The organism is Phaeobacter sp. G2 (genome assembly GCA_025163595.1).
Lineage (GTDB): Bacteria > Pseudomonadota > Alphaproteobacteria > Rhodobacterales > Rhodobacteraceae > Pseudophaeobacter.
In genome coordinates this window covers 1,135,236-1,157,016 of the sequence record CP104100.1, presented here as the reverse complement: position 1 = coordinate 1,157,016, position 21,781 = coordinate 1,135,236, and the positions used below count along the sequence as shown (strand labels likewise).

Annotated in this window: 21 protein-coding genes; 10 read left to right on the top strand and 11 right to left on the bottom strand. The window is 59.2% G+C overall.

Annotation, left to right across the window (positions count from 1 at the left end; translation table 11 throughout):
• Window positions 1-68 precede the first annotated feature (68 nt).
• Entirely contained in the window at window positions 69-1,049 is a 981-nt protein-coding gene (gene phnD / locus N1037_05630; protein UWS80504.1) for a phosphate/phosphite/phosphonate ABC transporter substrate-binding protein, read from the bottom strand.
• 257 nt (window positions 1,050-1,306) lie between these two features.
• Here phnD and N1037_05625 point away from each other — a divergent pair, with 257 nt between their 5' ends.
• Both N1037_05625 and N1037_05620 read left to right on the top strand, forming a co-directional pair.
• Entirely contained in the window at window positions 1,307-2,038 is a 732-nt protein-coding gene (locus N1037_05625) for a response regulator transcription factor (GenBank protein UWS80503.1), read from the top strand.
• On the top strand, window positions 2,038-4,533 hold the full coding sequence (locus tag N1037_05620; protein ID UWS80502.1) for an ATP-binding protein: 2,496 nt from the start codon (window positions 2,038-2,040) through the stop codon (window positions 4,531-4,533). The genes N1037_05625 and N1037_05620 overlap by 1 nt, the downstream gene beginning before the upstream one ends.
• 68 nt (window positions 4,534-4,601) lie before the next feature.
• On the opposite strand, the gene N1037_05615 is transcribed toward N1037_05620, so the two are convergent.
• Window positions 4,602-5,807: a YbfB/YjiJ family MFS transporter gene (locus N1037_05615; protein ID UWS80501.1), complete on the bottom strand. Its 1,206-nt coding sequence runs from the start codon at window positions 5,805-5,807 to the stop codon at window positions 4,602-4,604.
• A 318-nt stretch (window positions 5,808-6,125) separates the two neighbouring features.
• Here N1037_05615 and N1037_05610 point away from each other — a divergent pair, with 318 nt between their 5' ends.
• Complete coding sequence (locus N1037_05610; protein UWS80500.1) at window positions 6,126-6,632, top strand: rhomboid family intramembrane serine protease; 507 nt, start codon at window positions 6,126-6,128, stop codon at window positions 6,630-6,632.
• A gap of 76 nt (window positions 6,633-6,708) precedes the next feature.
• Here N1037_05610 and N1037_05605 read toward each other — a convergent pair whose 3' ends face one another.
• From N1037_05605 to N1037_05595, 3 genes are all read right to left on the bottom strand, one after another.
• Window positions 6,709-8,223, bottom strand: a complete 1,515-nt coding sequence (locus N1037_05605; GenBank protein UWS80499.1) for a tripartite tricarboxylate transporter permease — start codon at window positions 8,221-8,223, stop codon at window positions 6,709-6,711.
• A 1-nt stretch (window position 8,224) separates the two neighbouring features.
• Window positions 8,225-8,707, bottom strand: a complete 483-nt coding sequence (locus N1037_05600; protein ID UWS80498.1) for a tripartite tricarboxylate transporter TctB family protein — start codon at window positions 8,705-8,707, stop codon at window positions 8,225-8,227.
• A gap of 77 nt (window positions 8,708-8,784) precedes the next feature.
• Window positions 8,785-9,783 (bottom strand): tripartite tricarboxylate transporter substrate-binding protein, encoded by a 999-nt coding sequence (locus tag N1037_05595; protein UWS80497.1) that lies wholly within the window; start codon window positions 9,781-9,783, stop codon window positions 8,785-8,787.
• Between the two features lie 106 nt (window positions 9,784-9,889).
• Between N1037_05595 and N1037_05590 the strand changes: the two genes are divergently transcribed.
• The 3 genes from N1037_05590 to N1037_05580 are packed head-to-tail and all read left to right on the top strand — an operon-like array spanning window position 9,890 to window position 12,919.
• The gene (locus N1037_05590) at window positions 9,890-10,555 is read left to right on the top strand and encodes a response regulator transcription factor (GenBank protein UWS80496.1); all 666 of its coding nucleotides are present in this window, start codon (window positions 9,890-9,892) and stop codon (window positions 10,553-10,555) included.
• The gene (locus tag N1037_05585; protein UWS80495.1) at window positions 10,548-11,924 is read left to right on the top strand and encodes a sensor histidine kinase N-terminal domain-containing protein; all 1,377 of its coding nucleotides are present in this window, start codon (window positions 10,548-10,550) and stop codon (window positions 11,922-11,924) included. The genes N1037_05590 and N1037_05585 overlap by 8 nt, the downstream gene beginning before the upstream one ends.
• Window positions 11,903-12,919 carry an ABC transporter substrate-binding protein gene (locus N1037_05580; protein UWS80494.1) on the top strand — a complete coding sequence of 339 codons (1,017 nt, stop codon included), beginning with the start codon at window positions 11,903-11,905 and terminating at the stop codon, window positions 12,917-12,919. Before N1037_05585 ends, N1037_05580 begins: the two co-directional genes overlap by 22 nt.
• 34 nt (window positions 12,920-12,953) lie before the next feature.
• Here the strand turns inward: N1037_05580 and N1037_05575 are convergent, their stop codons facing one another.
• Window positions 12,954-13,838 (bottom strand): LysR family transcriptional regulator, encoded by an 885-nt coding sequence (locus N1037_05575; GenBank protein ID UWS80493.1) that lies wholly within the window; start codon window positions 13,836-13,838, stop codon window positions 12,954-12,956.
• 101 nt (window positions 13,839-13,939) lie between these two features.
• On the opposite strand from N1037_05575, the gene N1037_05570 reads away from it, so the two are divergent.
• Window positions 13,940-15,010: an NAD(P)-dependent alcohol dehydrogenase gene (locus N1037_05570; GenBank protein UWS80492.1), complete on the top strand. Its 1,071-nt coding sequence runs from the start codon at window positions 13,940-13,942 to the stop codon at window positions 15,008-15,010.
• Here the strand turns inward: N1037_05570 and comE are convergent.
• Window positions 15,007-15,561 carry a sulfopyruvate decarboxylase subunit beta gene (gene comE / locus N1037_05565; GenBank protein ID UWS80491.1) on the bottom strand — a complete coding sequence of 185 codons (555 nt, stop codon included), beginning with the start codon at window positions 15,559-15,561 and terminating at the stop codon, window positions 15,007-15,009. The genes N1037_05570 and comE overlap by 4 nt on opposite strands.
• Entirely contained in the window at window positions 15,558-16,064 is a 507-nt protein-coding gene (locus tag N1037_05560; GenBank protein UWS81314.1) for a sulfopyruvate decarboxylase subunit alpha, read from the bottom strand. The genes comE and N1037_05560 overlap by 4 nt, the downstream gene beginning before the upstream one ends.
• A gap of 201 nt (window positions 16,065-16,265) precedes the next feature.
• On the opposite strand from N1037_05560, the gene N1037_05555 reads away from it, so the two are divergent.
• Window positions 16,266-16,868, top strand: coding sequence for a hypothetical protein (locus N1037_05555; GenBank protein UWS80490.1), 603 nt, complete (start codon window positions 16,266-16,268; stop codon window positions 16,866-16,868).
• Between the two features lie 182 nt (window positions 16,869-17,050).
• Here N1037_05555 and N1037_05550 read toward each other — a convergent pair whose 3' ends face one another.
• Both N1037_05550 and N1037_05545 read right to left on the bottom strand, forming a co-directional pair.
• Window positions 17,051-17,461, bottom strand: a complete 411-nt coding sequence (locus N1037_05550) for a universal stress protein (GenBank protein ID UWS80489.1) — start codon at window positions 17,459-17,461, stop codon at window positions 17,051-17,053.
• Window positions 17,462-17,572: 111 nt separating this feature from the next.
• Window positions 17,573-17,899: an antibiotic biosynthesis monooxygenase gene (locus N1037_05545; GenBank protein UWS80488.1), complete on the bottom strand. Its 327-nt coding sequence runs from the start codon at window positions 17,897-17,899 to the stop codon at window positions 17,573-17,575.
• A 146-nt stretch (window positions 17,900-18,045) separates the two neighbouring features.
• Here N1037_05545 and N1037_05540 point away from each other — a divergent pair, with 146 nt between their 5' ends.
• Complete coding sequence (locus N1037_05540; protein ID UWS80487.1) at window positions 18,046-18,747, top strand: hypothetical protein; 702 nt, start codon at window positions 18,046-18,048, stop codon at window positions 18,745-18,747.
• An 81-nt stretch (window positions 18,748-18,828) separates the two neighbouring features.
• A complete protein-coding gene (locus N1037_05535; protein UWS80486.1) occupies window positions 18,829-19,344 on the top strand; it encodes a pyridoxamine 5'-phosphate oxidase family protein in 516 nt (171 codons plus the stop codon).
• Window positions 19,345-19,352: 8 nt separating this feature from the next.
• Here N1037_05535 and N1037_05530 read toward each other — a convergent pair whose 3' ends face one another.
• On the bottom strand, window positions 19,353-21,638 hold the full coding sequence (locus N1037_05530) for a right-handed parallel beta-helix repeat-containing protein (GenBank protein ID UWS80485.1): 2,286 nt from the start codon (window positions 21,636-21,638) through the stop codon (window positions 19,353-19,355).
• Between the last annotated feature and the right edge of the window lie 143 nt (window positions 21,639-21,781).

Genomic DNA, 21,781 nt, shown 5'->3' with positions numbered 1-21,781 from the left:
CACCAGGCTGGAAAAAATGGTCCCGGACAACGATCGCGCGCTGTCCGGGGTGTTTTGGAAGGGTCTGTTTACTTACCAGCGAGCCCTTGCGGCGTGTATTCCACACCGTTGGATTTCTGGATCTGGCGGATGACCGCCCATTGATCCTGGTAGGTGATTGGAATGAATTTGCTCACGCCGGAGAATTCGTCCCCCAGCTTGGTGCCGGCAAAGTCAAAGGTGAAGAAGGCTTCTTTGATCTTATCGGCCAGCGCCGGGTCCAGGTTGTGGGCCAGGTTAAAGGAGGTGGTTGGGAAGGGATCGCTTTCCCAGATCATCCGCACATCCTCAGCGTCGTAAAGTCCACGTTCTGCCATGCGCTCAACCACTTCGGATGCAACGGGGGCCGCGTCATAATCACCTGCCACAACACCCAGCATGGATTGATCGTGAGAGCCGGAATAGGTCACTTCGTAGTCTTTGTCAGGCTCCACACCCAGCGTTGGGAACAAGGCCCGTGGCGCCTGGTTGCCTGAGTTGGAGGTGGGCGAGGTATGTGCAACCCGGCGGCCTGCCAGGTCTTTCACTTCCTTGATGTCGCTGTCTGCCTGGGTAAAGACCTGCAGCTTATAGCCAAACTGGCCGTCCTCTGCGCCCATGATGGCAAAGGGCACCGCCCCGGCAAGGTTCACCGCAAAGGGTGTTGGCCCGGTAGAGAAACCCGCCACATGCAAGCGGCCCGAGCGCATGGCCTCCACCTCGGCGGAATTGGATTGCACCGCAAAGAACTGCACATTCTTGCCGGTAACCTCTTCCATATGGGAAATGAAGGGCGCCCAGATATCTGCATAAACCGCCGGATCCTCAACCGGAGTATAGGCAAAAACCAGGGTGTCCGGGTTGCGCAGCTCTGCCGGGTCGGTTGGGGTATCCGCAACCAGATCACCGTTGGCGTCACAATAGAGTTCGTCCAGCGCGCCACGGTCGGCGCAGTCTGCGGCGGCAGCGGCAAAAGCGCTCGCCGACAGGATGCCCAGTGCTGTTGCAGCTCGGGTAATAAATGGTGTCATGGTGTCCTCCCTTTTCACGCACGCCTTTAGACGGTCCTCCCAAGGCAATGCGCTGACCCGCCCAAGGTAGGAGCCCACAGCGCGCGGAAGCGAGTCCGCGTCTGTTAATGGAACAGACGAAAAGCCAGTTTAATGTTAACAATGTTACAAACCCGGTTGCGCGGGCTTAAAATCTGGCATGATCTGCGTCACTGGATCGGTGATAGTCAAAGCCCAGTGGCCGTCTGATGCCGCAGGAAGACACAGAAAGAGGGTGCATGCATATGAGCAAAGCCGAGCCGCTCATTGCTATTGTGGATGACGACGAAAGCGTGCGCACCACCCTTTCCGCCTTAATGCGCGAAAGCGGGTTTGAGGCCCTCAGCTGTCCCGACATCGCGTCGTTTATGGCGCTGGGAGACCCGCCGCCGGTGGATTTGGCCCTGATTGACCTGCGTTTGCGGGGCGAGTCTGGCTTGACCCTGGCCATCCACATCCGCGAACGCTACGAAATTCCCATTGTGATGCTGACCGGAGTGGGAGACGAGATCGACAAGATCATCGGCCTGGAAACTGGCGCCGATGACTATCTGATCAAGCCTTTCAACCCGCGCGAACTGGTCGCGCGCATTCGGGCCGTGCTGCGCCGCTATGGGCATGGCGGCGCAAAACCCACCAGCGCGGCCTCCGGGCAGGGCATTGTTTTTGGCAGCAAGCGCATTGATATTCAAACCCGTCGGGTGCTGGACGCCGAGGGCGAAGAAATCCCGCTGACCAATGCAGAATACCGCCTGCTGGAGTATTTTGCCCGCAACCCCAACCGGGTCATCCCGCGGCCGGAACTGTTGCAAGAACTTGGCTCTGATATGCAGCGCTATGTGGATCGTACCATTGATGTGCTGATCCTGCGCCTACGCCGCAAGATCGAGCCCGTTGCCTCCAAACCGGTGCATCTGCAGACCCGCCGCGCCCAGGGGTATATTTTCCACCTATCACCAGAAGGCCAGTGATGCCCACGCTGTCAAACCTGAGTGTCCGGTTTCGCCTGTCGGCCGCAATTGCGGTTCTGTTTGGCCTGATCCTGTTGGTCAGCCTGATTGGCTTTTTGGTGCTGAACCGGACTGAACTGTGGATGAACGTGCTGCATAAGGACACCCTGGCAGAGGTTTCCGAAGCCTTGGATCTGTCACGTGAATCTGCAGATCTGGCAACCTCGGCACCGTTTTTATATGCGCTTTTTCCGCCGTTTCAGCTGGAACAGGAAAAGGCCAAGGTTTTGACCAACCTGGACCGGATTGAGGCGCTTTCGGCCGACGACCCTGCCCTGGACCTGCCAGTGGCACGGCTGCGGTTTGCCATTGATGATCTGACAACGGCCCTGGCACCGCAGACCGAACGGCAGGCCGCGCTGGATGCCATTGATCGCGACATGGTGCGGCTGAACCAGCGGGTGCGGCGGTTTACCGGGGATCGCACCTTGCCGCTGGCAGAGCGGGAAGTCTGGTCTGGTCTGCAACAGCTGACCGCCAGTGCAATTGGGGCGGGACGGGCCAATGCGCTCATCGAGCTGGGAGAAGCGCACCGTCGCTATACAAAGCAGCGCGCGGCCTTACTGGCGCAGCTCCTGCCGGTTCATGGGGCGACATTTGCCGAGATTGAGCAGACCGCCCAGCGCGGCGAAAGCCTGTTTGTTCTGAAGCATCGCGATTTGGCGGCGCGGCTTGATGCGGAAAACGCGCTGTTTCGCATCCGGCAAGAAGCCCGCCGTGTCAGCACTTTTGCCGGGGCAAAAGTCGCTCAGGCGGAAAACCGTCTGTCACAGGCCCGCGCAGAGACCTCCAGCAACCTGGCCATTGCCAAAAACGCCTTTTTGGCCCTCACCGCCGCGAGCCTGTTGGTGGCGATCACCTCATCGCTCTATGTGTCACGCTATGTGGCGGGCAATCTGCAACGCATTGCTGAGGCCATGCGCAGGCTTGCAGCCGGCAACCACCGTACAGACCCGCCACAGGGACCAAACTCCGACGATGAAATTGGCCAGCTCTACGCGGCCTTTCATGTGTTTCGCGAAAGCGCCCGCAAGCTGGAGCGCCGAACCCGCCAGATTGGTCATCAGAACGCGCTTTTTTCGCGGGTGTTTCGTAATATCAAGGATGGTGCGGCGATTGCCTCTTCCAAGGGGTGGATCGAGGCCGAAAACGACAATCTGCGCCAGCTGCTACGGCTGCCCCCTGCGCAAGGTAGTGCCCATGCGCGGGTGCCTGATCTGATAGCGGCGTCCGGTTTTGCTCGGCGCACCTCGGCGAGCGAACATGGCGGGTTTGAAGAATATGCCGACCCTTCCGGCAACGTGTTGGAACTGCGCCGCTCACCTTTGCCAAATGGCGAAGAGGTCTGGCTACTGTCCGAAACCACAGAACGGAAACGGGTGGAGCAACGTCTGGAAGAAATTCGCCGGGTCGAGGCGCTGGGTAAGGTCTCTGGCGAAGTTGCCCATGATTTTGGCAATATCCTGTCTAGCATCTCTGGCAATCTGCACCTTCTTGAAACGGCGGATGCCGAAGATGCCCGGCATCTGCATACCCGTCTCAGATCCGCCCTGGATCTGGGTATTTCGCTGACAGAGCGGCTGCTGGCATTTGCCCGCAAACAACATCTGGAACCCCAGGTGACCGACATTGGCGTGCTGATCGAAGGCATGGCCGATCTGTTGGAAATTGCGGTGCCAAGTTCGGTGTCGATGGAATTTGAAATTCCACCAGATCCGGTGCTTGCCAGGGTGGATCCGGGGCAGCTGGAAAGCGCAGTGCTGAACCTCTGCGTCAATGCCGGTCAGGCCATAGGTGAGACCGGGCATATTCGCGTCTGCGTGACAGATGACAACGGGGCACAGCTGTCAATCCACGACGATGGCTGCGGCATGTCACCCGAGGTACTGCGCCACGCAACAGAGCCGTTTTATTCCAACCGCAACGATGGCAGCGGCACCGGGTTGGGTCTGTCGATGGTCGACGGCTTTGTCCATCAATCTGGCGGCCAGCTCAGCCTCAGCTCGCGCACAGAGCCCCCGCAGCAAGGCACCATAGTGACACTCAAATTCCCGGCGCTGACAGCAGAAACCAACCAATCCAATGAAATGCTGACACCCGGAACCGCATTGGTGATTGATGACGACCCCACCTACCTGGCCTCTGCGTCAGAGGCCTTGGAACGTTTGGGCTATATTGTTGTTCGGGCCGGACGTTTTAGCGACGGCACTGCGCAGCTGCACCGCCTGCCGCGGCTGGACCTGGTGCTGAGTGACCTGAATCTGGACAATGGCGCATCCGGCTGGGACATTCTGCACCTTGCCCATCGGCTGTTTCCCAAGTGCCGACTGGCCCTCATGTCGACCCGCGAAACATACCGTGTTCCACAGGAGCTTGAGGCGGTGGCGCGGCCAGCAAAACTGCAAAAACCCTTTACGGATGCGATGATGCGCAAACTGGTGGCATCCAAAGGGTGACTTACATCCGGTAGGGTCGGACCACCTATCCAGACAGTGAAGATAGCCAGTGGTGCAGCCTGACCCGCTTAAAGCGGTTTTTGCAGCAAGGCGAGCACAGCACCCGCCAACAACAGACCAGCAGCGGCCAGTAGGCTGACGCCGATACTGTTAAACAGATCCCCAACCAATCCAGCGCCATAGGGGCCAAGGGTCTGCGCGACAGCAAACACAACAGTAAAAAGACTGATCGCCCCGGCCCAGCTTTCAGGCGGCAGGTTCTGGCGGGCAAAGTTGGTGACGGCCCCCGGCGCCATAAAGACCGACAGGCCAAAGACCACCGCCGAAATAAGCAGCGCGGGTCCGCTGGGCAGCACCACCGGCAGGGCGGATCCAATCGCGATGCCGGTCAGGATAAGGGCCAGCGGCACGCCAGAATTATAGCGGACCAGAATGGGCCGCCAAACCAGCGGCGACACGCAGATGCAAAGGCCAAGCATGACCCAGACCAGGGCAATAAACCCGGCGCTCGCCGCCTGTTCGGTCATCCAGGCTGACAAAAAGGTGAGATAGACAATATAGCCCAACCCAAACCCTGCATATCCTGCAAGCTCAGGCAGCATTCTGCGCACCGGCAAAGGTGCGGATCGCAGGGGTTTCTGCACTGCTGGCCGCAGTTGCAGCGCCGCCCACAGGCCCAGGGGCAGAAACGACAGGCTGACCGCGCCAGTCGCAATCCAGCCCATGGGCCAGGATCCGGGGCCAAACCGATCAAGCATCAGCGGCAGTGCTGCACCGGTCAACACGATGCCAACCCCGCCGCCTGATCCAAACAGGATCGCGATGGCCAGCGCGTTGCGCCGCGCATCGTTTTGAAACAGCCCCGCAGCCAGTGCCCCGGCAGAGGAAAAGGACATCGCGCCCAGAGTGCCCGCCAGAACACGCCAGAGCGTCTGCCACCACAGCGCCGCGTTCAGCCCGGTGGCCAGGATTGCTATGGTGGTGGTGACCAGACCAAATGCAAACAAGCGCGACGGTGAAATATGCCGGATCAACACCATGGTCAGGATCGCTCCGGCAACATAGCCCAGCGCATTGGCGGTGTTCAGCCATCCCGCCTGGGCATAGTTCCACCCCATCTCGGCTTTCATCGCAGGCAACATCACCCCATAGGCAAACCTGGCAAATCCATTGGTGACAGTAACCCCCAGCGCCAGCCCCGTCAGCACCAGCCAGGGGCGGGTTGGACCTGCATTGATGGCAGGACCATCCGGTGATGTTGTTGAAAGAGACATAGAAGCCTTGCTTTGTGCGACGTTCCTGAACCTGGAACCCCATCCGCCGCAAGCTGCCAATGATAGGCCGCCCAAGCAAGCCAATTTATGCACTTGGGCGTGGTTTGTCACCGCGTCGTGACAACGCCGGACCGGCCAGTGTTCAGAGAGTTGGTCCAAAGAACACCCCACAACAGGCGCTACTGCCAAGCCTGTCACGGGCTGCAACCTGGCTATCAATAGAGTATTTCTTGCCGCCGCGGGCTGTGCTACCCAACCGGTGAAACAGATAGTGCACGGGTGGTGGTTTTGGAACGGTTCCTTTGGCTGGCAGTCGTATTGGCGATAATCTGGGTGGTCGAGGTGGTGAACCTGGTCTCTGGCTACGCGCTCAACCCAGTATTCGGACTGCTCCCCCGCTCCATTGGCGGTTTGGACGGGATCCTGTTCATGCCGTTTCTGCACGGCTCTTTGAGCCACGCTGCCGCCAATACCGCCCCATTGGTCATTCTCGGCGGCCTTCTGGCGGCCACCGCCCCGAGGCTGGTTTTCAAGGCTTCGGTGCTTATCACCGTGCTAGGCGGTTTCGGCGTCTGGCTCTTTGGTGCATCCGCGATACATGTGGGAGCCTCGGGGTTGATCTTTGGCTGGTTCGGATTTTTGCTCACCCGGGGGGTGATGACCCGGCAACTGGTGCCTCTGCTGGTCACCATTGGGGTGGCCCTGGTATATGGCACGATGATCTGGGGGATCCTGCCGGGACAACCCGGTGTCAGCTGGGAGGCCCATCTGTTTGGCTGTGCCGCGGGGATCTTTGCAGGCTACAGCCTGAGCCGCCGAGCCTAAGTTCAGAATTCCAAACCTTTTGGTTCCAAGGCGGCCACAGCCCGGGGGGTTGCCCGGGCTGTGGCCTGCTTTTGGGTCAGTCTCCCTCTGCCACGCCCTGCGCCCGCAGCCGGGCCCGACGTGCGCGGTAGCTGGGCAGCAGCACCAGCAGCGCCGCACAGACCAACAAGCCCAGCGTCAGCGGCCGCTCCCAGATAAAGGCGGCGCCATCATAGAGCTGCATGGAGCGCGAAAAGTTATCTTCGAGCATGCCGCCCAGGATGAAGCCGATCAGCAGCGGCGCCAGCGGATAATCGGCAAAGCGCAGCGCCGTGGCACAGACCCCAAAGCCCACCAGCAGCAACAGCTCGGTTGCGTTGTTCTGGCCGATATAGGCCCCCATCAGGGTAAAGAAGAGAATGAAGGGGATCAGATAACTGCGCGGAACCGACAGCACCTTGGCAATATAGGGGATCAGCGGCAGGTTCAGGATCAGCAGTACCAGGTTGCCAATGAACATCGACATGATCACCGCCCAGAACACTTCTGGCTGGTCGATCATCAACCGCGGCCCCGGCGTCACGTTCAGCGCAACCAAAGCCCCCAGCAAAATCGCCGTGGTGCCAGAGCCCGGAATACCCAGGGTCAGCAGCGGTACAAAGGATCCGGTGCAGGCGGCGTTATTGGCGCTTTCTGGCGCTGCCAGCCCCTTGATCGAGCCTTTGCCAAATTGATCCTGTTCCTGCTTGGGCGCCAGGCTGCGCTCTACCGCATAGCCCAGAAAGCTGGCGATGGTGGCCCCCGCCCCCGGCAGGACACCAATAAAGAAGCCCTGGATGGACTGCCGCCCGATGACTGGCGCAATGGATTTTGCCTCTGCCCGGCTGATGCGCAGATCGGTGATCGCGCCGCTATCGGCATCCTGCGCGGTTTTGGGCTTTAGCACCAGAAACAGCGCCTCTGGCAGGGCAAACATCGCCATTGCCAGGGTGATAAACCCAAACCCCGACTGAAGATCCATCAACCCCATGGTGAACCGTGGCAGATTGAACAGCGCGCCTTCGCCAACGGTGGCCATGATCAATCCCAACGTGGTCATCAACAGCGCCTTGGCCACCTGTCCGGTGCCGGCAAAGGCGGCAATCGCCGACAGACCAACAACCATCAGGGCAAAATACTCGGGCGAGTGAAACAACAGCGCCACCGAAGACAAGGCCGGGGCAAAGATCATCAGCAGCAGCGCACCAATGGTGCCGCCGGCAAAGCTGGCGATGGCAGCAATGGTCAGCGCCTTGCCCGCCTTGCCTTGCCGCGCCATCGGATAGCCATCAAAACTGGAGGCGACAGTTCCCGCCACCCCCGGCGCATTCAGCAGGATTGACGAGGTCGAGCCGCCAAAGATGGCGCCGTAATAGACCCCCGCCAGCAGGATCAGAGCCGCCGACGGATCCCCCATCGAGATCGCCACCGGGATCATGATGGCAATGATCGACATCGGCCCCAGCCCCGGCAACATGCCGATAAAGGTGCCGATCAGGCAGCCGCCAATCACCATCAGCAGATTCTGTACCGAGAGGGCCGTTTGCAGGCCAATTAACAGTCCTTCAAGCATATCAACCTCCCCAGAAACCAGGCAGCGGGCGCATGTAGATACCCAAGACCTGCTGAACTAAATACCAAACCACCAGAGTCGCTATCAGGGCAATCGGCAGCAGATAGCGCCAGCCCCGTTCGCCCAGAATAGCGGCCCCGAGAATAAGAAAGGCAGAGGTCGAGACAATAAACCCGACAGGGCGCAGGCACAGCGCATAGGCTACCATCAGCCCCAGCAGCATCAGTGCCTGGCTCAGATGATAGTCCCCCAACCGGCGGTAATTGATCTCGGCGGGCTTTTCCTCGCTCTTTTCCAGTCCAAACAGGATGGTACAGCAGGCGATCACGCCAAGAATGGACAGAACCTTGGGAAAGGTGCTGGGCCAGATCGGGTTGCGTTTCATGAACGGCGCAAGACTGCTGTCCATGGTGAACCAGGCCGTATATCCATAGGCCAGACAAATACTTAACAGGATCAGTGCGATCCAGCGATCAAGAGCCATTTTCCCCTCCCTGCCCTTCAAAGGTGACAAGGCGGTAGCCCGCCTTGCCACATGTCGTTTGCTCACCCAGTTGGGTGCTACAGGAAGCCCAGCTTTTTCATCAGATCGCCAATGACTTGTTCCTGTTCTTCCAGGAAGCCTTTGAAATCATCGCCTGAGTTATGGATGTTGACCCAACCATTGCGGGCGCGGACCTCTTCCCACTCGGGCGTGTCATACATCTTGGCCAGGGCGTCCTGATACATCGCCAGCTTGTCCTCAGACAGGCCGGGAGCCGCAAAGAAGCCGCGCCAGTTGACAAAGCTGGTGTCGATGCCCTGCTCCTTCATGGTCATCACATCCGGCGCCACGCCAACGCGCGCGTCAGAGGTGACACCGATGATTTTGACTTCCCCGGCATTGGCCAGGTTAATCGCCTCGGAAAATCCCGTCGACAGGGCTGCGATCTCGCCCGAAAGCAGCGCCGCCATGGCCTTACCGCCGGCGTCATAGGGAATATATTTAACCTCCAGCGCGTCTTTGCCTGCAGCCTCCATCACCATGGCTGCAACCAGATGATCCATACCGCCCGGAACAGAGCCGCCACCAATGGCGGTTTTCGATGGGTTGGCATCATAGGCCGCCAGCAGATCGCTCATGGAATTCACCGGGCTGTCCTTGCCGACAACAATGGCGGCGTAATCGCCGATGGTTCCAGCCACCAGCGTCAGATCGCGAAAGTTATGCGGGAACACCCCGGTAAGCGAGCGGATCACGATCGGGGTCGAGTTGACCATCAAGGTGCCGTGGTTGCTCTCGGCATTTTCGATCAAATAGCCGATGGCCTTGCCGCCGCCGCCGCCGGACATGTTTTCATAGGACGCAGTTGCCACCAGCCCCGCCTTGGTCAGGGCCTCACCCGTTCCACGTGCAGTGCCGTCCCAACCGCCACCGGCCCCACCGGGGATCAGAAAGTGAATGCTCTCAAGCGTTTTATGGCCCTCGGCCAAGACCGGAGTGGCCAGGCTCCCAACCAGGCTCAAGGTCGCAACTACACTCGCTATCAGGGCGCGACGGCCCATCTTGATTGTCATCATGATTTCCTCCCATTTGACAACTGTCCGAAAGGCGGCTCAGTTGAGAGAGACAAACATGAGAAGCTGTCACCGAGCTGTCACGCGATGAAAAAAGTGAAAAGAGCGCATGAAATTCCTTTTGGTCGAAGACAATATGGATCTGGCAAAAGCGATTTGTGCACGTATGCACCTGGATGGCCATACCATTGATCATGCAGGAAGAATTGACGATGCAATCGCCTTTTCGCAGACCGGAGATTACGATCTGATCCTGCTCGACATCATGCTGCCTGACGGCGACGGCCGCAGCTTTCTCAAACAGCATAGGGAGCAGAAACGCGACACAGCTGTGATTGTTCTGACCGCCCGGTCGCAGGTCTCGGACAGAATCAGCGTGCTGGATCTGGGCGCCGATGACTACATAACCAAACCCTTTGATCACGAAGAACTGCAGGCGCGTTGTCGGGCGGTGTTGCGCCGTAAGACCGGCACATCGCAGGCGGTTTTGCAGCTTGCCGACGTGAGTTTCAACCCGGTCGCCGGGGTGGTCACCGTCTGTGACAAAGTGGTGAATCTGCGCAATCGAGAGTTGCGTTTGCTGGAAGTGTTGTTCAATGCGCCGGGGCAAATTTTCCCCAAGCAGAAACTGGCGGACCGGCTGTTTTCCTACGACGAGGATGTCTCGGAGAATGCTGTTGAGGTCTATATCGCGCGGCTGCGCAAACATCTCGAAGGCTCTGGCCTAAAGATCACCACCCACCGCGGGCTAGGCTATCGGCTGGACCATGATTGACCCCCCGCAAATCTCGGGTTCCCTGCGCAACCGGCTGGCTGTGACCCTTATCGGCGGGGCCTCACTGTTGGCTTTGCTGCTGTTTCTGGTGGTCAGAAACTACGCTGCCCAAATCGCGCAACAGGGGCAAGACAGCATCCTCGGGGCCTCGGTCTCCTCTATTCTGGATGCCGCCGTGCTGCGTGATGATCAGGTGGAGATCGACTTTCCCTATGCCTCTTTTTCGATGCTGACCACACCAGCCCATGACCGGGTATTTTACGCCATCTACCGGGATGACCAATTGCTGTCGGGCTATGCGGATCTGCCGCGGCCAGACAGTGCTGACAGCCCCGACAGCGGCGAACGCCATTATCAAACCGCTGCGTTCATCGGCAAGCCCATCCGTATCTCAACCGCCTCGCGCACCCTGCTCGGCGCCGACGTCAAAACCCACATCACCGTTTCCGTGGCGCAGACCCAGGACGCGCTCTCGGACCGGCTGAATGCCATCTCGCGCAATGTTGCCTCCTTTGGCATGGGCTTCTTTGTGTTGGTGGTGCTGTTGTCCTTTTGGGTCACCTCCATCACCATTGCGCCGCTCAATCGCCTCGCCACCTCGGTCGCCCGGCGCGGCCCCCAGGATCTAAGCCCCGTTAGCAAACCCGTGCCCACCGAGATGCTGCCGCTGGTGGGGGCTCTCAACAGGTTAATGGCCCGGCTCAATCAATCGCTGACCCAATCCGAAGACTTCATCGCCGAGGCAGCCCATCGGGTGCGCACCCCGCTTGCCACGGTGCGCTCCTATGCCGAAACCACCCTCCAGCGGGTCGACAAAGAGCAAAACCGCCAGGCGCTCAGGTCGATGATCCGGGCCATCGACGAAAGCTCGCGCGCGGCGGGGCAACTGCTGGATCACGCCATGATCACCTTTCGCGCCGACCAGCTGGAATACCAGCAATTGGATCTGGTCGATCTGGTACAGGATCTGGTGCTGCGCCTCGCGCCGGTTGCGGAAATGAAAGACATTGATCTGCGGTTTCATGTAGATCAGCCGGTCCACTGTCAGGGCGATCCCATCCTACTGCAAAATGCCATTCGCAACCTGATCGACAATGCCTTGAAGTATTCCCCAAGCGAAAGCACCATAGACATTCGGGTGACCGCTCACCCCCGGCCACAGGTGGAAATCCGTGATCAGGGGCCTGGGTTTCCCCCCGATGAAATCTCCGATCTGGCCCTGCGGTTTTCACGCGGCAATAACGCAGCCGGGACAATCGGCTCAGGCCTGGGGCTGACGATTGCGCAGGATGTCGCCATTGCCCATGGTGGAAAGCTAACCCTGTCCAACCTTACAGGAGGCGGCGCATGCGTGTTATTTTCGCTCTGATACTCGCCCTTCTGCCACTGATGACAGCTGCACAGGCCCAGAACACCTGGGAAGAGCGGGTAATGTTTCGCGGCAGTAATGGCGGCCAGACACTCAGGATTCTATCGAGCACCGACGGATCCTTTTTTGCGCCCATCATCACCAGCTTCCTTGCCCAGCGGCCCGATCTGTCCATCGAATACTTTGTCTCGGGAACAGCTGAGATTGACCGCATTTTCCGCCAGGATCCCAGCCAGTTTGATCTGGTCATTTCCAGCGCCATGGATTTGCAGTTCAAGCTGGCCAATGATGGACATGCTTTGGCGATTGAAGATGTCACCACACCCGATTGGGCCCAGTGGCGGCAGAGCCTGTTTGCCTTTACCACGGAACCCGCAGCCATTGTCATCCGGCGCGCCGATTTTGCCGGTCATCCACTGCCACAAACCCGCCAGGACCTGATCCAGGCCCTGCGCAGCCGCCCCGAGATCTTCCGCAACAGGTTAGGGACCTACGACATTCGCCATTCCGGGCTGGGGTATCTTTTTGCCACCCAGGATGCCCGAGCCTCTGAAACCTATTGGCGGCTGATGGAGGTCATGGGCAATCTGGGCACCCATCTGTATTGCTGTTCCGGCGATATGATCACCGACCTGCAAAATGGTAAGATCGCTGTCGCCTATAATGTGCTTGGCAGCTATGCCTCCGCCCGCACCACCGACACCGATGATCTGGCCGTCATTCTGCCCGCTGATTTCCCCATCACCATGATGCGCAGCGGCTTTGTTTCCGCCGGAACCACACAGCCAGGGCACGCCGGGGATTTTATTCGCCATCTACTCAAAATCCAGTCCGCCCCATTGGACCCCGGGGCTTTTCCCTTGCCGCCCCTGATACCGGAATCCGGCTCCCCGCCCCAATCGGCAATCACGCTGGGGCCTGCCCTAATGACCTATCTGGACAGGCTCAAACGGCGCACCTTTCTGAAAGAATGGATCAGCGCCGTTATTCAATAGATGGCCCTAAGGAAAGAACGGCCCTACCGGTAGGTCAGGTTCCGATAAAATCTGCGCGCCGTTCCTGCAGGGCGGCGTGCAGATAATCCACCAGCAGGCGCACGCGTAAAACCCGGCGCAGATCACCATGCAACAGCAACCAGGTAGAACGGTCCTGGTTCAGTTCTGTGCCCGGCACCCGCTGCAATTCGGGGAATTCTTTTTGCACCCAGCTGGCTAAAAAGGTCATCCCGGCCCCAGCCCGCGCCATGTGCAAATGCATCTGCGGGTCGGGAATGGCGTGGCGTATCTTGGCCTCGGGAAAAGGCGAGCTGGCGATCATGTCCAACAGGCTTGGTTCCGCCCCATAGCCGATCCAGCTCAACCCCTGGCCCTTTGGCCCGGCGCCGGGCAAGACCCGTTCGATATAGTCCCGCGCCGCATATATCCCCAGCGACAGTGGGAACAGGCGACGGCCAACTGCCGCGTCCTCGACCTGCAGAACATGGCGGATCGAGACATCGGTTTCGTGGTTTTCAATGGACTCGATGCCAAAGGACAGGCTCAGATCAATGTGAATATCCGGGTAGAGCTTGCTGAATTCGGCGAGGATCGGCGCCAAAAGATAATGCGCCGTCATCGGATCCGCAGACAAGCGCACTCTCCCGGTCGCCTCCCGGTCCAACCCCTGCACCGCATTAAACCCTTTGAGCAAAGTCGCCTCTGCCTCCAGCGCTTGCGGCAGCAGCGCCCGCCCGGCGGCGGTCAAATGCAGCCCATCACCACCGCGCCGAAACAGTTGCACCCGCAGCCCGGCCTCCAGGGCCTCTACCTGACGGCGCAGGGTGGCATGGGTGCTGTCGATGGCCTCTGCTGCGGCCCGAAGCGAGCCATGCCTGGCGACAGCCAAAAAGGCGGGGAGCGGTTTCCAATCCAACATGCCGGAACATTATCAATCCATGCTGGATCATTTCAAGCCATTTTCGGAACGCAAATAATCCGCCATGCAGCCCCCGAACTCCGACTGAGTAAGGCAGAGCGATGACTGAAACATATCATGCATGGGCGATCCCGCGCTACGGCTACCCTGAGGTGCTGGAGCCTGTGACCCCGCCGCGACAACCCCCAACGGGGCGGCAACTGCAGATCGAGATCAAGGCCTCCGCCGTGACCCGTGCGGATTGCATGATGCGCACAGGCGTGCCGCGATTTGCCCGCGCCTTCCTTGGCCTGTCCCGCCCGCGCAACAATCTGGTTGGCACCGGCCTGTCCGGTGTGATCACCGCAATCGGCCCTGGGGTCAAACGCTTTGCTGTTGGCGATGCCGTCTTTGGAGAAAGCGGTCTTTCGTTTGGAGCCAATGCCAGCCATATCTGCCTGGAAGAGGACGCGCTGCTGCTGCAGAAACCCGACAGCCTGCCCCATGCACAGGCCAGCACGCTCTGCGATGGGCCGTTGACCTCGCTGCATTTTCTGACGCAGGTGGCCCAGCTGCACCCCGGCCAGCGCCTGCTGGTGCTGGGGGGCTCTGGCAGCTTGGGCAGTGCGGCCATCCAGATCGCCCGCCATCTGGGCGCCGAAGTCACCGCCACCTGCAGCACCCGCAACGCAGCGCAGGTCAGCGCTCTGGGGGCCCAGCAGGTGATTGACTACACCCGGCTTGATATCGCGGACACGGCCGAAACATTTGACGTGATCTATGACACCCTAGGCGCGTCTTCTTTTGGGCGGCTCAAGCACAATCTGGCAGCGGGCGGGCGGTATCTCTGTCCGGTTCTGGACGCAAAACTGCTTTGCGCTGCGCTGGCGACCTGGCTCTGGGGGGGACGCAGGGCACAGTTTTCAGCGGCGGGCCTGCAGCCCGTGCACCAGCTGCGGGACTTGCTGACCCAGCTGCTGGTGCTAACGCGCAGCGGCGTTTTGACACCTCTCATGGACCGGCACTATGGGTTGGACGAGCTGATCGCCGCCCATCGCTACGTGGACACCGGACGCAAGGTTGGCAATGTCGTGGTGATGGGATCAAGACCCGGATCAACGACCCAGTCGCAGCCACTGCCAGCCCCGCCGCCCCCGGCCATCCCCGGTGCGAAGGACCGGGACCAGGGTTAGGCCTGCACTGCCTTCATGAACCGATCCCGGATCACTACAGGGTCCAGCGGGATCACCGGCATCTTGGCATTACCACTGTCACATTTGACCACCAGAACCGTTGCCTTACCGGCCTCTAACGCCTGTTTCAGCGCCGCGCCGGTGTCGACGTCCTGAACCTCAACCACTCTGTCACAGCCTGCGGCCCGTGCCATGCCGGCAAGACAGGTTTTTTTGCCGGTATAGGTCGGCTGATCCCCGGTCGAGCCATAAGAACCATTGTCGATGATCATCAGAATATAATTGGGCGGCGCGTTATTGCCGATTGTTGGCAGGGTGCCCAGGTTGGTCAGCACCGAGCCATCGCCATCAATCACCACCACCGGTTTGGGCTGCGCCAGCGCTAGCCCCAGGCCAATCGAAGAGGCCAGCCCCATGGTGCCAAGCATATAGAAATTGCTTGGTTGATCGTCGATGGCGTGAAGTTCCTGGCTGGGAATGCCGATATTACAGACGACGAGCTGATCCCGCAGCAAGGGCGCGATCTCGGAAAGGATTTCAGAACGGATCATTGTTCGCCATAGCCTCCCCAGAAATTGGCATCGGTTAGGATGGCCACTGGTTTATTGCACATGAAGGTGTGTTTCAGGATCATGTCGAACTCCTCCATGTCGGACTGTTTGTGGAAATGATAGGTCGGAATATTCAACTGCGCCAACAGGGCCTTGGTGTGCAGCGCCATCTCGACCTGACAGGCCACCGGTTCACGCAGCTCACCGCGATAGGAGATCAGCATCGGCAGGGGCATCCGGTAGTATTGGATCAAGGTCGCCAGCGTATTGATGGTCACCCCGATCGCCGTGTTCTGCATGATGATTGCCGGACGCTTGCCCCCCATCCAGGCTCCGGCACACAGCCCCATGCCCTCGTCCTCTTTGTTGGCGGGAATATGAAAAACCTCGTCGCGCGTCTCAACTTCCTCGATCACCCCGGCCAGCTGTTTGCAGGGAACTGTGGTGACAAATGAAATGTCGTTGGCAATAAGATCATCCACGATTTTCTTGTCGATGTTCATTTTGGACATGCCTTTCCTTGAGCCCTTCCCCCTTGCTCTACCACAAGTTCTGCCCGGTGGCATCGTTTCACATCTCCAGGCTCGGGGGGGGTATCTGCGGGTCCCGCACCCGGCTTCAGGGCATCTTGCCACAGTTCGTTTTCATGCTACCCTTTCCCTGTTCTGAGGCCAGAATTTCGGCCTATATTGAGGAGTTTTTTTATGAGTAGTTTGAAACGAATTGCGATCTCAGCCCCCCTGGTTGCCCTGTTTTCCCTTGCACAGTCGCCTGTTTTTGCTGGCGGTGATGGGGGTGGGGGTGGGACCAGCGCCTCATACGGGCTAAGCAACGCTGCAACCAAATCTGTGGTGAATACACTGTCACGGGGGACATCACGTTGCAGGAAACAACCCGCCGCCTACCGCTACGATTGCTATCGCTGGGTTTACCGGCGCGCCGCAAACCAGTTGCGAAACAATGACGCCTATTCCGAAGCCCAGCAAGCGCTGGAACAGGTCGAACGCAGCCTGGAAGCGGTGATTGCACAGAACCGCGACACCACGCAGCCCAAACGCAGGCGTGCTCTTGAAACCTATACGCCGGTCAAACCCGCCGCCATCCCAAGGGTAAAGCGCGCCACCATACAGGCGTTGGAAAAGGCCGAAACCATTTTGCTGCGGTCACCCACAAACAAACAAGAGCATTACACCCGCATCGCAGAAGCGATAAATTCCAACAAGGTTCTGTTGCGCTCTGCCCTGTTGCCGGGCGGCATGATCCGTTTGGCTCAGACCTTGGTCTCAGGCTTTCTGCGCCACGGCTGACGCGCTGCCTACCTGCGGCCTTGCCGCCTGAGACATCCCAGCGCGCAATGACCTGACAGGCGCGGCGGCAAAGCAAAACCTCTGCCGCCGCCCTTACCTTGCAGCCTGTGCTAAAACGATGGCGTCAAACCTGCGCCATGCAGCCTGTGCAGCGCCACAGGCCCAGGAAAAGGCCAATAGCGTTACCGGACCACATGCACCGCACAGGCTGCATGGCGCACCACCTGGCTGGCAGTGGAGCCCAGCAGCAAATCCTGCATGCCTGGACGGTGAGATGAGATAATCACCAGATCGGGTTTGTTTGTCTCTGCCCAGTCAAGAATGGAACGCCCTGAGTGGCCTTCTATGACCAGGCTGCTGGCAGCGTTTGGCAGGGTTTTGGCGAGAGCAGCCAGCTCGGCCTCCAGCGCCTTGCGGGTTTCTGCCATATAGTCAGCGGACATATAGGAAATCGCATAGGCCGGAACCTGTTCGACCACATGCAACAGCGTGATCTTAGCCTCTGGTGTGGCCAAGATCTGCGCCAGCTTAAGCGATGCTGAGACATCCCGGTCTGGGTCAAACGAAATTGGTACGAGAATATTATGATACATGAAAAGCCTCCTTGGCTACTCGCCTAAATCAAAGCATGACCCCGGATCATCCTATGGACCTTGATCCAAATCAGGGGTTTTGCCTTTTGTGAATGTGTCCCGACCTTGAGGTCAAACCGCCTCAAATGTCGCTGCGACCTCATACATGACAGGCTCGAAACTGCGGCACAATTCATTGATTTTCCGGTTGCGCTCGCGCATCTCTGAGGAGCGTAGCATCGCCATGAAATCCTCGCGGCTGCGCCATTGTGAATAGTTTGCAATCCGCGTTTGGGCATCATTCACATGCAGCCCCGCAGCAATAAATCCGGGCTGTTTCGATATGAACGCGCCATAGGCATCCGTGAGCGCATCCAAGAGATCCTGGCAGGTTCCCGGCGTCATTTCAAAGGTCGTGATAACCGTTTGGATCTCCGCACCATCGGTAATTTTAGGCATTGGCTTCTCCCTGGTTGTTTCGCTACCTGTGACAAGCCTACGATGATTACGCTGAGAAACGGACTCGTTTTTCAGCAGGCGATTGTCAGCGTGGGATGATCACACGTATAACAGGATCATGCTACCGACAACTCTCCGATAAGGCCATGCTCCGCCCTGCACATCTGCTTCTGGCGCTTTGGGCCACAATCCTGCCTCTGGCTGCCAGTGCCGGAGCCTGGAAGCGCCCTGTGGATACCGGCTTTGCCGCGACCAGCTTTACCCAGCGCAGATCTGACCAGGGGTTGGTAAGCGAGTTTGGCTATTACCGTGATTTTGGCCTCTCCGCGCGATTTGATCTGGGCATTGATCTGAACCAACAGGACAGCCAATCCGGTCATGTCCTGATCTTTGCCCGCCTGCCACTGCGCCAGGGGGCGGACAAAACCCAAATCGCCGCCGAATTCGCACTTGGTGGCAATCACACCAACCTGCAATGGCACCCGATGTACCGGCTCACCCTGTCTGCCGGACGCAGCAAGCCCACCCGGATCGGGACGCTCTGGGGTTCCCTAGATCTGAGTGTTGAACAGCGCGGCGACGCGGCCCACCCCCTGGGGAAACTGGACGCCAGTTTTGGCATAGATACCAACCGCGCTCTCTCACCGCTTTTGCAGATTGAAACCAGCTTTGGCCAGGGGACCGATTTTGCCTACGCCATCACGCCTGGCCTGCGCATCAAGCTTGCTGGCCTGTCCTTTGCCAAGAAACCCATATTCGAAACCAGCGAGCTGACCATCGGGCTTGAATATCGGCGCGCAAACACGCAGAGTCTGGGCCTCAAGATAGCCCTGTGGCAGCGCTTCTGACCCAGGCCCTCGCCAGATTTGGCCCCGCTCCCCCGATCCCAAAATTCCTGACGCAAGTTCCTCAGCCCAAAGACTGGTGCCATGACATCGATCCCCCCACAGGCCACCCCGAACACAAACCCGATCCGCCTGACCGACGATGAGGCCCGCGCCCTGGCGCAAAGCCTGATGAGCCAGGCCCGCTTTGCCGCTCTGGCCACGCTGGATAGCAGCGGCAGCCCGCTGGTAACACGGGTTGCCTTTGGCCTGTGCGCTGCAGGCCAACCAATCAGCCTGATGTCCAGCCTCGCCCAACACAGCCAGAACCTGGCAGCCAACCCCGCCTGTTCACTGCTGGTCGGAGAGCCCGGCCCAAAGGGAGACCCGCTCACCCATCCCCGGCTTAGTCTGGTTGGCACGGCGCAGTTTGTCAGCAACCAAAGCCCGGAACATCAGGAAATGGCCACGCATTACCTGCGCAGCCATCCAAAATCCAAACTCTACATCGGCTTTACGGATTTCTCTTTTGTCCGTTTTTCTGTGCGGCTGGGCAATCTGAACGGCGGTTTTGGTAAGGCTTTCACCCTTACGCCAGACGACCTGTCCCCTCCCAGCTAGGCTCTGGCCTACTTATCGACCCGCACCACCACCTGCACCTCACCACGCAGGGATTCGCCCCAGTTCAACTTGACCTCGTCCCGGTTGCTGCCCTGTTCCAGCTGCACCCAGGGGCGTGGGTATTGATAAGTGCCGCTGGAATTGCGCATGGGCCCAATGGCCACCACCGCATCCACCGCCCGCGCACGCCCCTGGAACGGCATGGCCCCGGCGGTCGAAACTGTCCAAGTGCTGGCAACCGTGGCTTGCTCATGGCGGATCCGCAGCGGGCTGGCCACCGCAGTGGAGATCCCGTGGAAGGTATTGCCTTCAAAAAACACCGATTTGCTACGACTGAAATCAAGATCGGAAAAGCTGGTATCCACCCGGTCAGCCCGGTCAATATTGCCATTGATCGACCGGAACTTATTGCCAGAGATGCTCACCCCATTCAGGAAATGCCCGGTGCCATAGGGTTTGATCACCACATAGCTGAACCAGGGCGCCACATCGCTGGACAGGAACACATTGTCGGTGATCGACAGCGCACTGAACGAAAACCCACCCGTGAAATTCGGGGTTGGATCCTGCTCGTTGGTCCATTCAATAAAGCAGTTGTCGACGTAATTGTCCGAAATGGTGCTGGCACAATAGGTCGAGGCCATAATCAGCCCCGCCGTGCGCACGCCCCCCGCGATACTGTCCCCCTGAAAGAAGTGATTTCCGGTGATGGTGTTATTGGCCCCCGCGAGCAGCGCAAAATGGCGAAACTTGGTCACCCGATTGTTGCGCAGCTTGGCGTCATTGGCATTGACGTTGATCCCAACACTGCTGCGGTTTGGTACAGTTGCGGCCTCTTCCGCCGACAGAAACTGGCAATTGTCCACCAAAATGCCCTGACACCCCGACCCGATCGAGGTAATGCCGCGATCCTTGGGCCGCGAAATAAAGCAATGGTCCAGGCTGAACACCGTCCCAGCCGAGGGCAGGCGCAGCGCGCTGCAGTGGGAGTTGCACTGGATTTCCACCTCAGTCATGCCAAATTTGCTCAGGGCGCTAAAGCCGCTGAAATCGAGCATGTACTTGAAATCCTTGAAGGTGAACACCTGGGTGCCCGCCGCATCATAAAGCGGCGCATTCAGGGTGATCTCACCAGCGCCGGTATTTTTGCTGCGCACGTAGATCTCGCGGCCGACACCAGCGCCCTCCACCAGCGCCCCCACCGGGATATTGGCGATATTGTTGACATTTTTTAGCTTGCGCGGGTCATTGGGATCATAGGTGGCCTGCTCATTCCAGGTCTCAGTATCCCAGGCCGCCCCACCCGAGGCCGCCAGCTGGCCGTTACGGATCACCCGCCGCGTCGAATAGGAGCTGCGATTGGGCACCGCCGCCTGCATATCAATCGGCGCCGTCACCGTCACCATCCGCCCGGCCAGATCCAGCGATTCATGATCCGCAGAATTCAGCAAAGCTTGAAAGGCCTTTTTGAACCCCTCTTCCTCATTGCCAAAAGCCGCCGCATAGGAGGGAAAGTCAAAACTCTTGCGCAGCAGCAGCATCTTATCCACCGGCATCCGCAGGCTGCCTTCAAAAAACACCGGACTATTTAACGAGACGGTCTGCGCCAAAAAGTACTGGCCGGCAGGCACCAGGATCTGCCGACCCGCCGCCGCCGCATCCGCGGCCTCAAAGGCTGCGGTGTTATCCGTCACATCGTCCCCGATGGCGCCAAAATCCGTGACATCCACCACGCTCACCATATCGCGCAGGAAGGCGCTGGTCAGATCGGTGATCTCGATATCGTCGATGCGGACCACGCCACCATTGGGGCCAATCAGATCCAGTCCAAAGTGACCATAGGTGGCCGCCAGCCCCCAGGGCATATCAACGCCCGCGCGGCTGCCGGTGCCGATGATGGCGCTCACCTCCACCACCGTGCCATAGGCGGTAAGCGTGGTGCTGCTGCCCACCTCAATCACCCCTGCAACGTGGCTATCGCTGCTATCCCCGGCCCAGGCGGCAATCCGCACCGTTGGCAGGGCGCCGCTCACCGCCTTGATCCGGGCCTTCACCTGCAAATAGCAACCGGGCAAAAGCGGCGTTTTCCCCATGTAGCGCAGTTTCTGCGTGCTCGCCAGTTTCTGCAACTCTAGACAGCCGGCAAAATCCGCATCCGCCACCACAATCGCCGCATTGGGAACCCCGTCATATGTGTCAGAGCCCGGCGTGCCCTCACCGCTCGACCAGACATCCAACCCCGCTTCAAACTCTGGCGGCATCAGCTCAAGACCCGCAGTAATCACCTTGTTCATCCCAAAACCCTTTCCAAGAGCGCGCATGCATATCGCTGACAAAAGCTAGAGATCCCGGTTTAAAACCGCCCGATCACGGCGCGCGCCACCCCTGCACCCCCCTGATCCCCTGCACCCGGACTTTGCTTTGGAGCCTGTCCCTC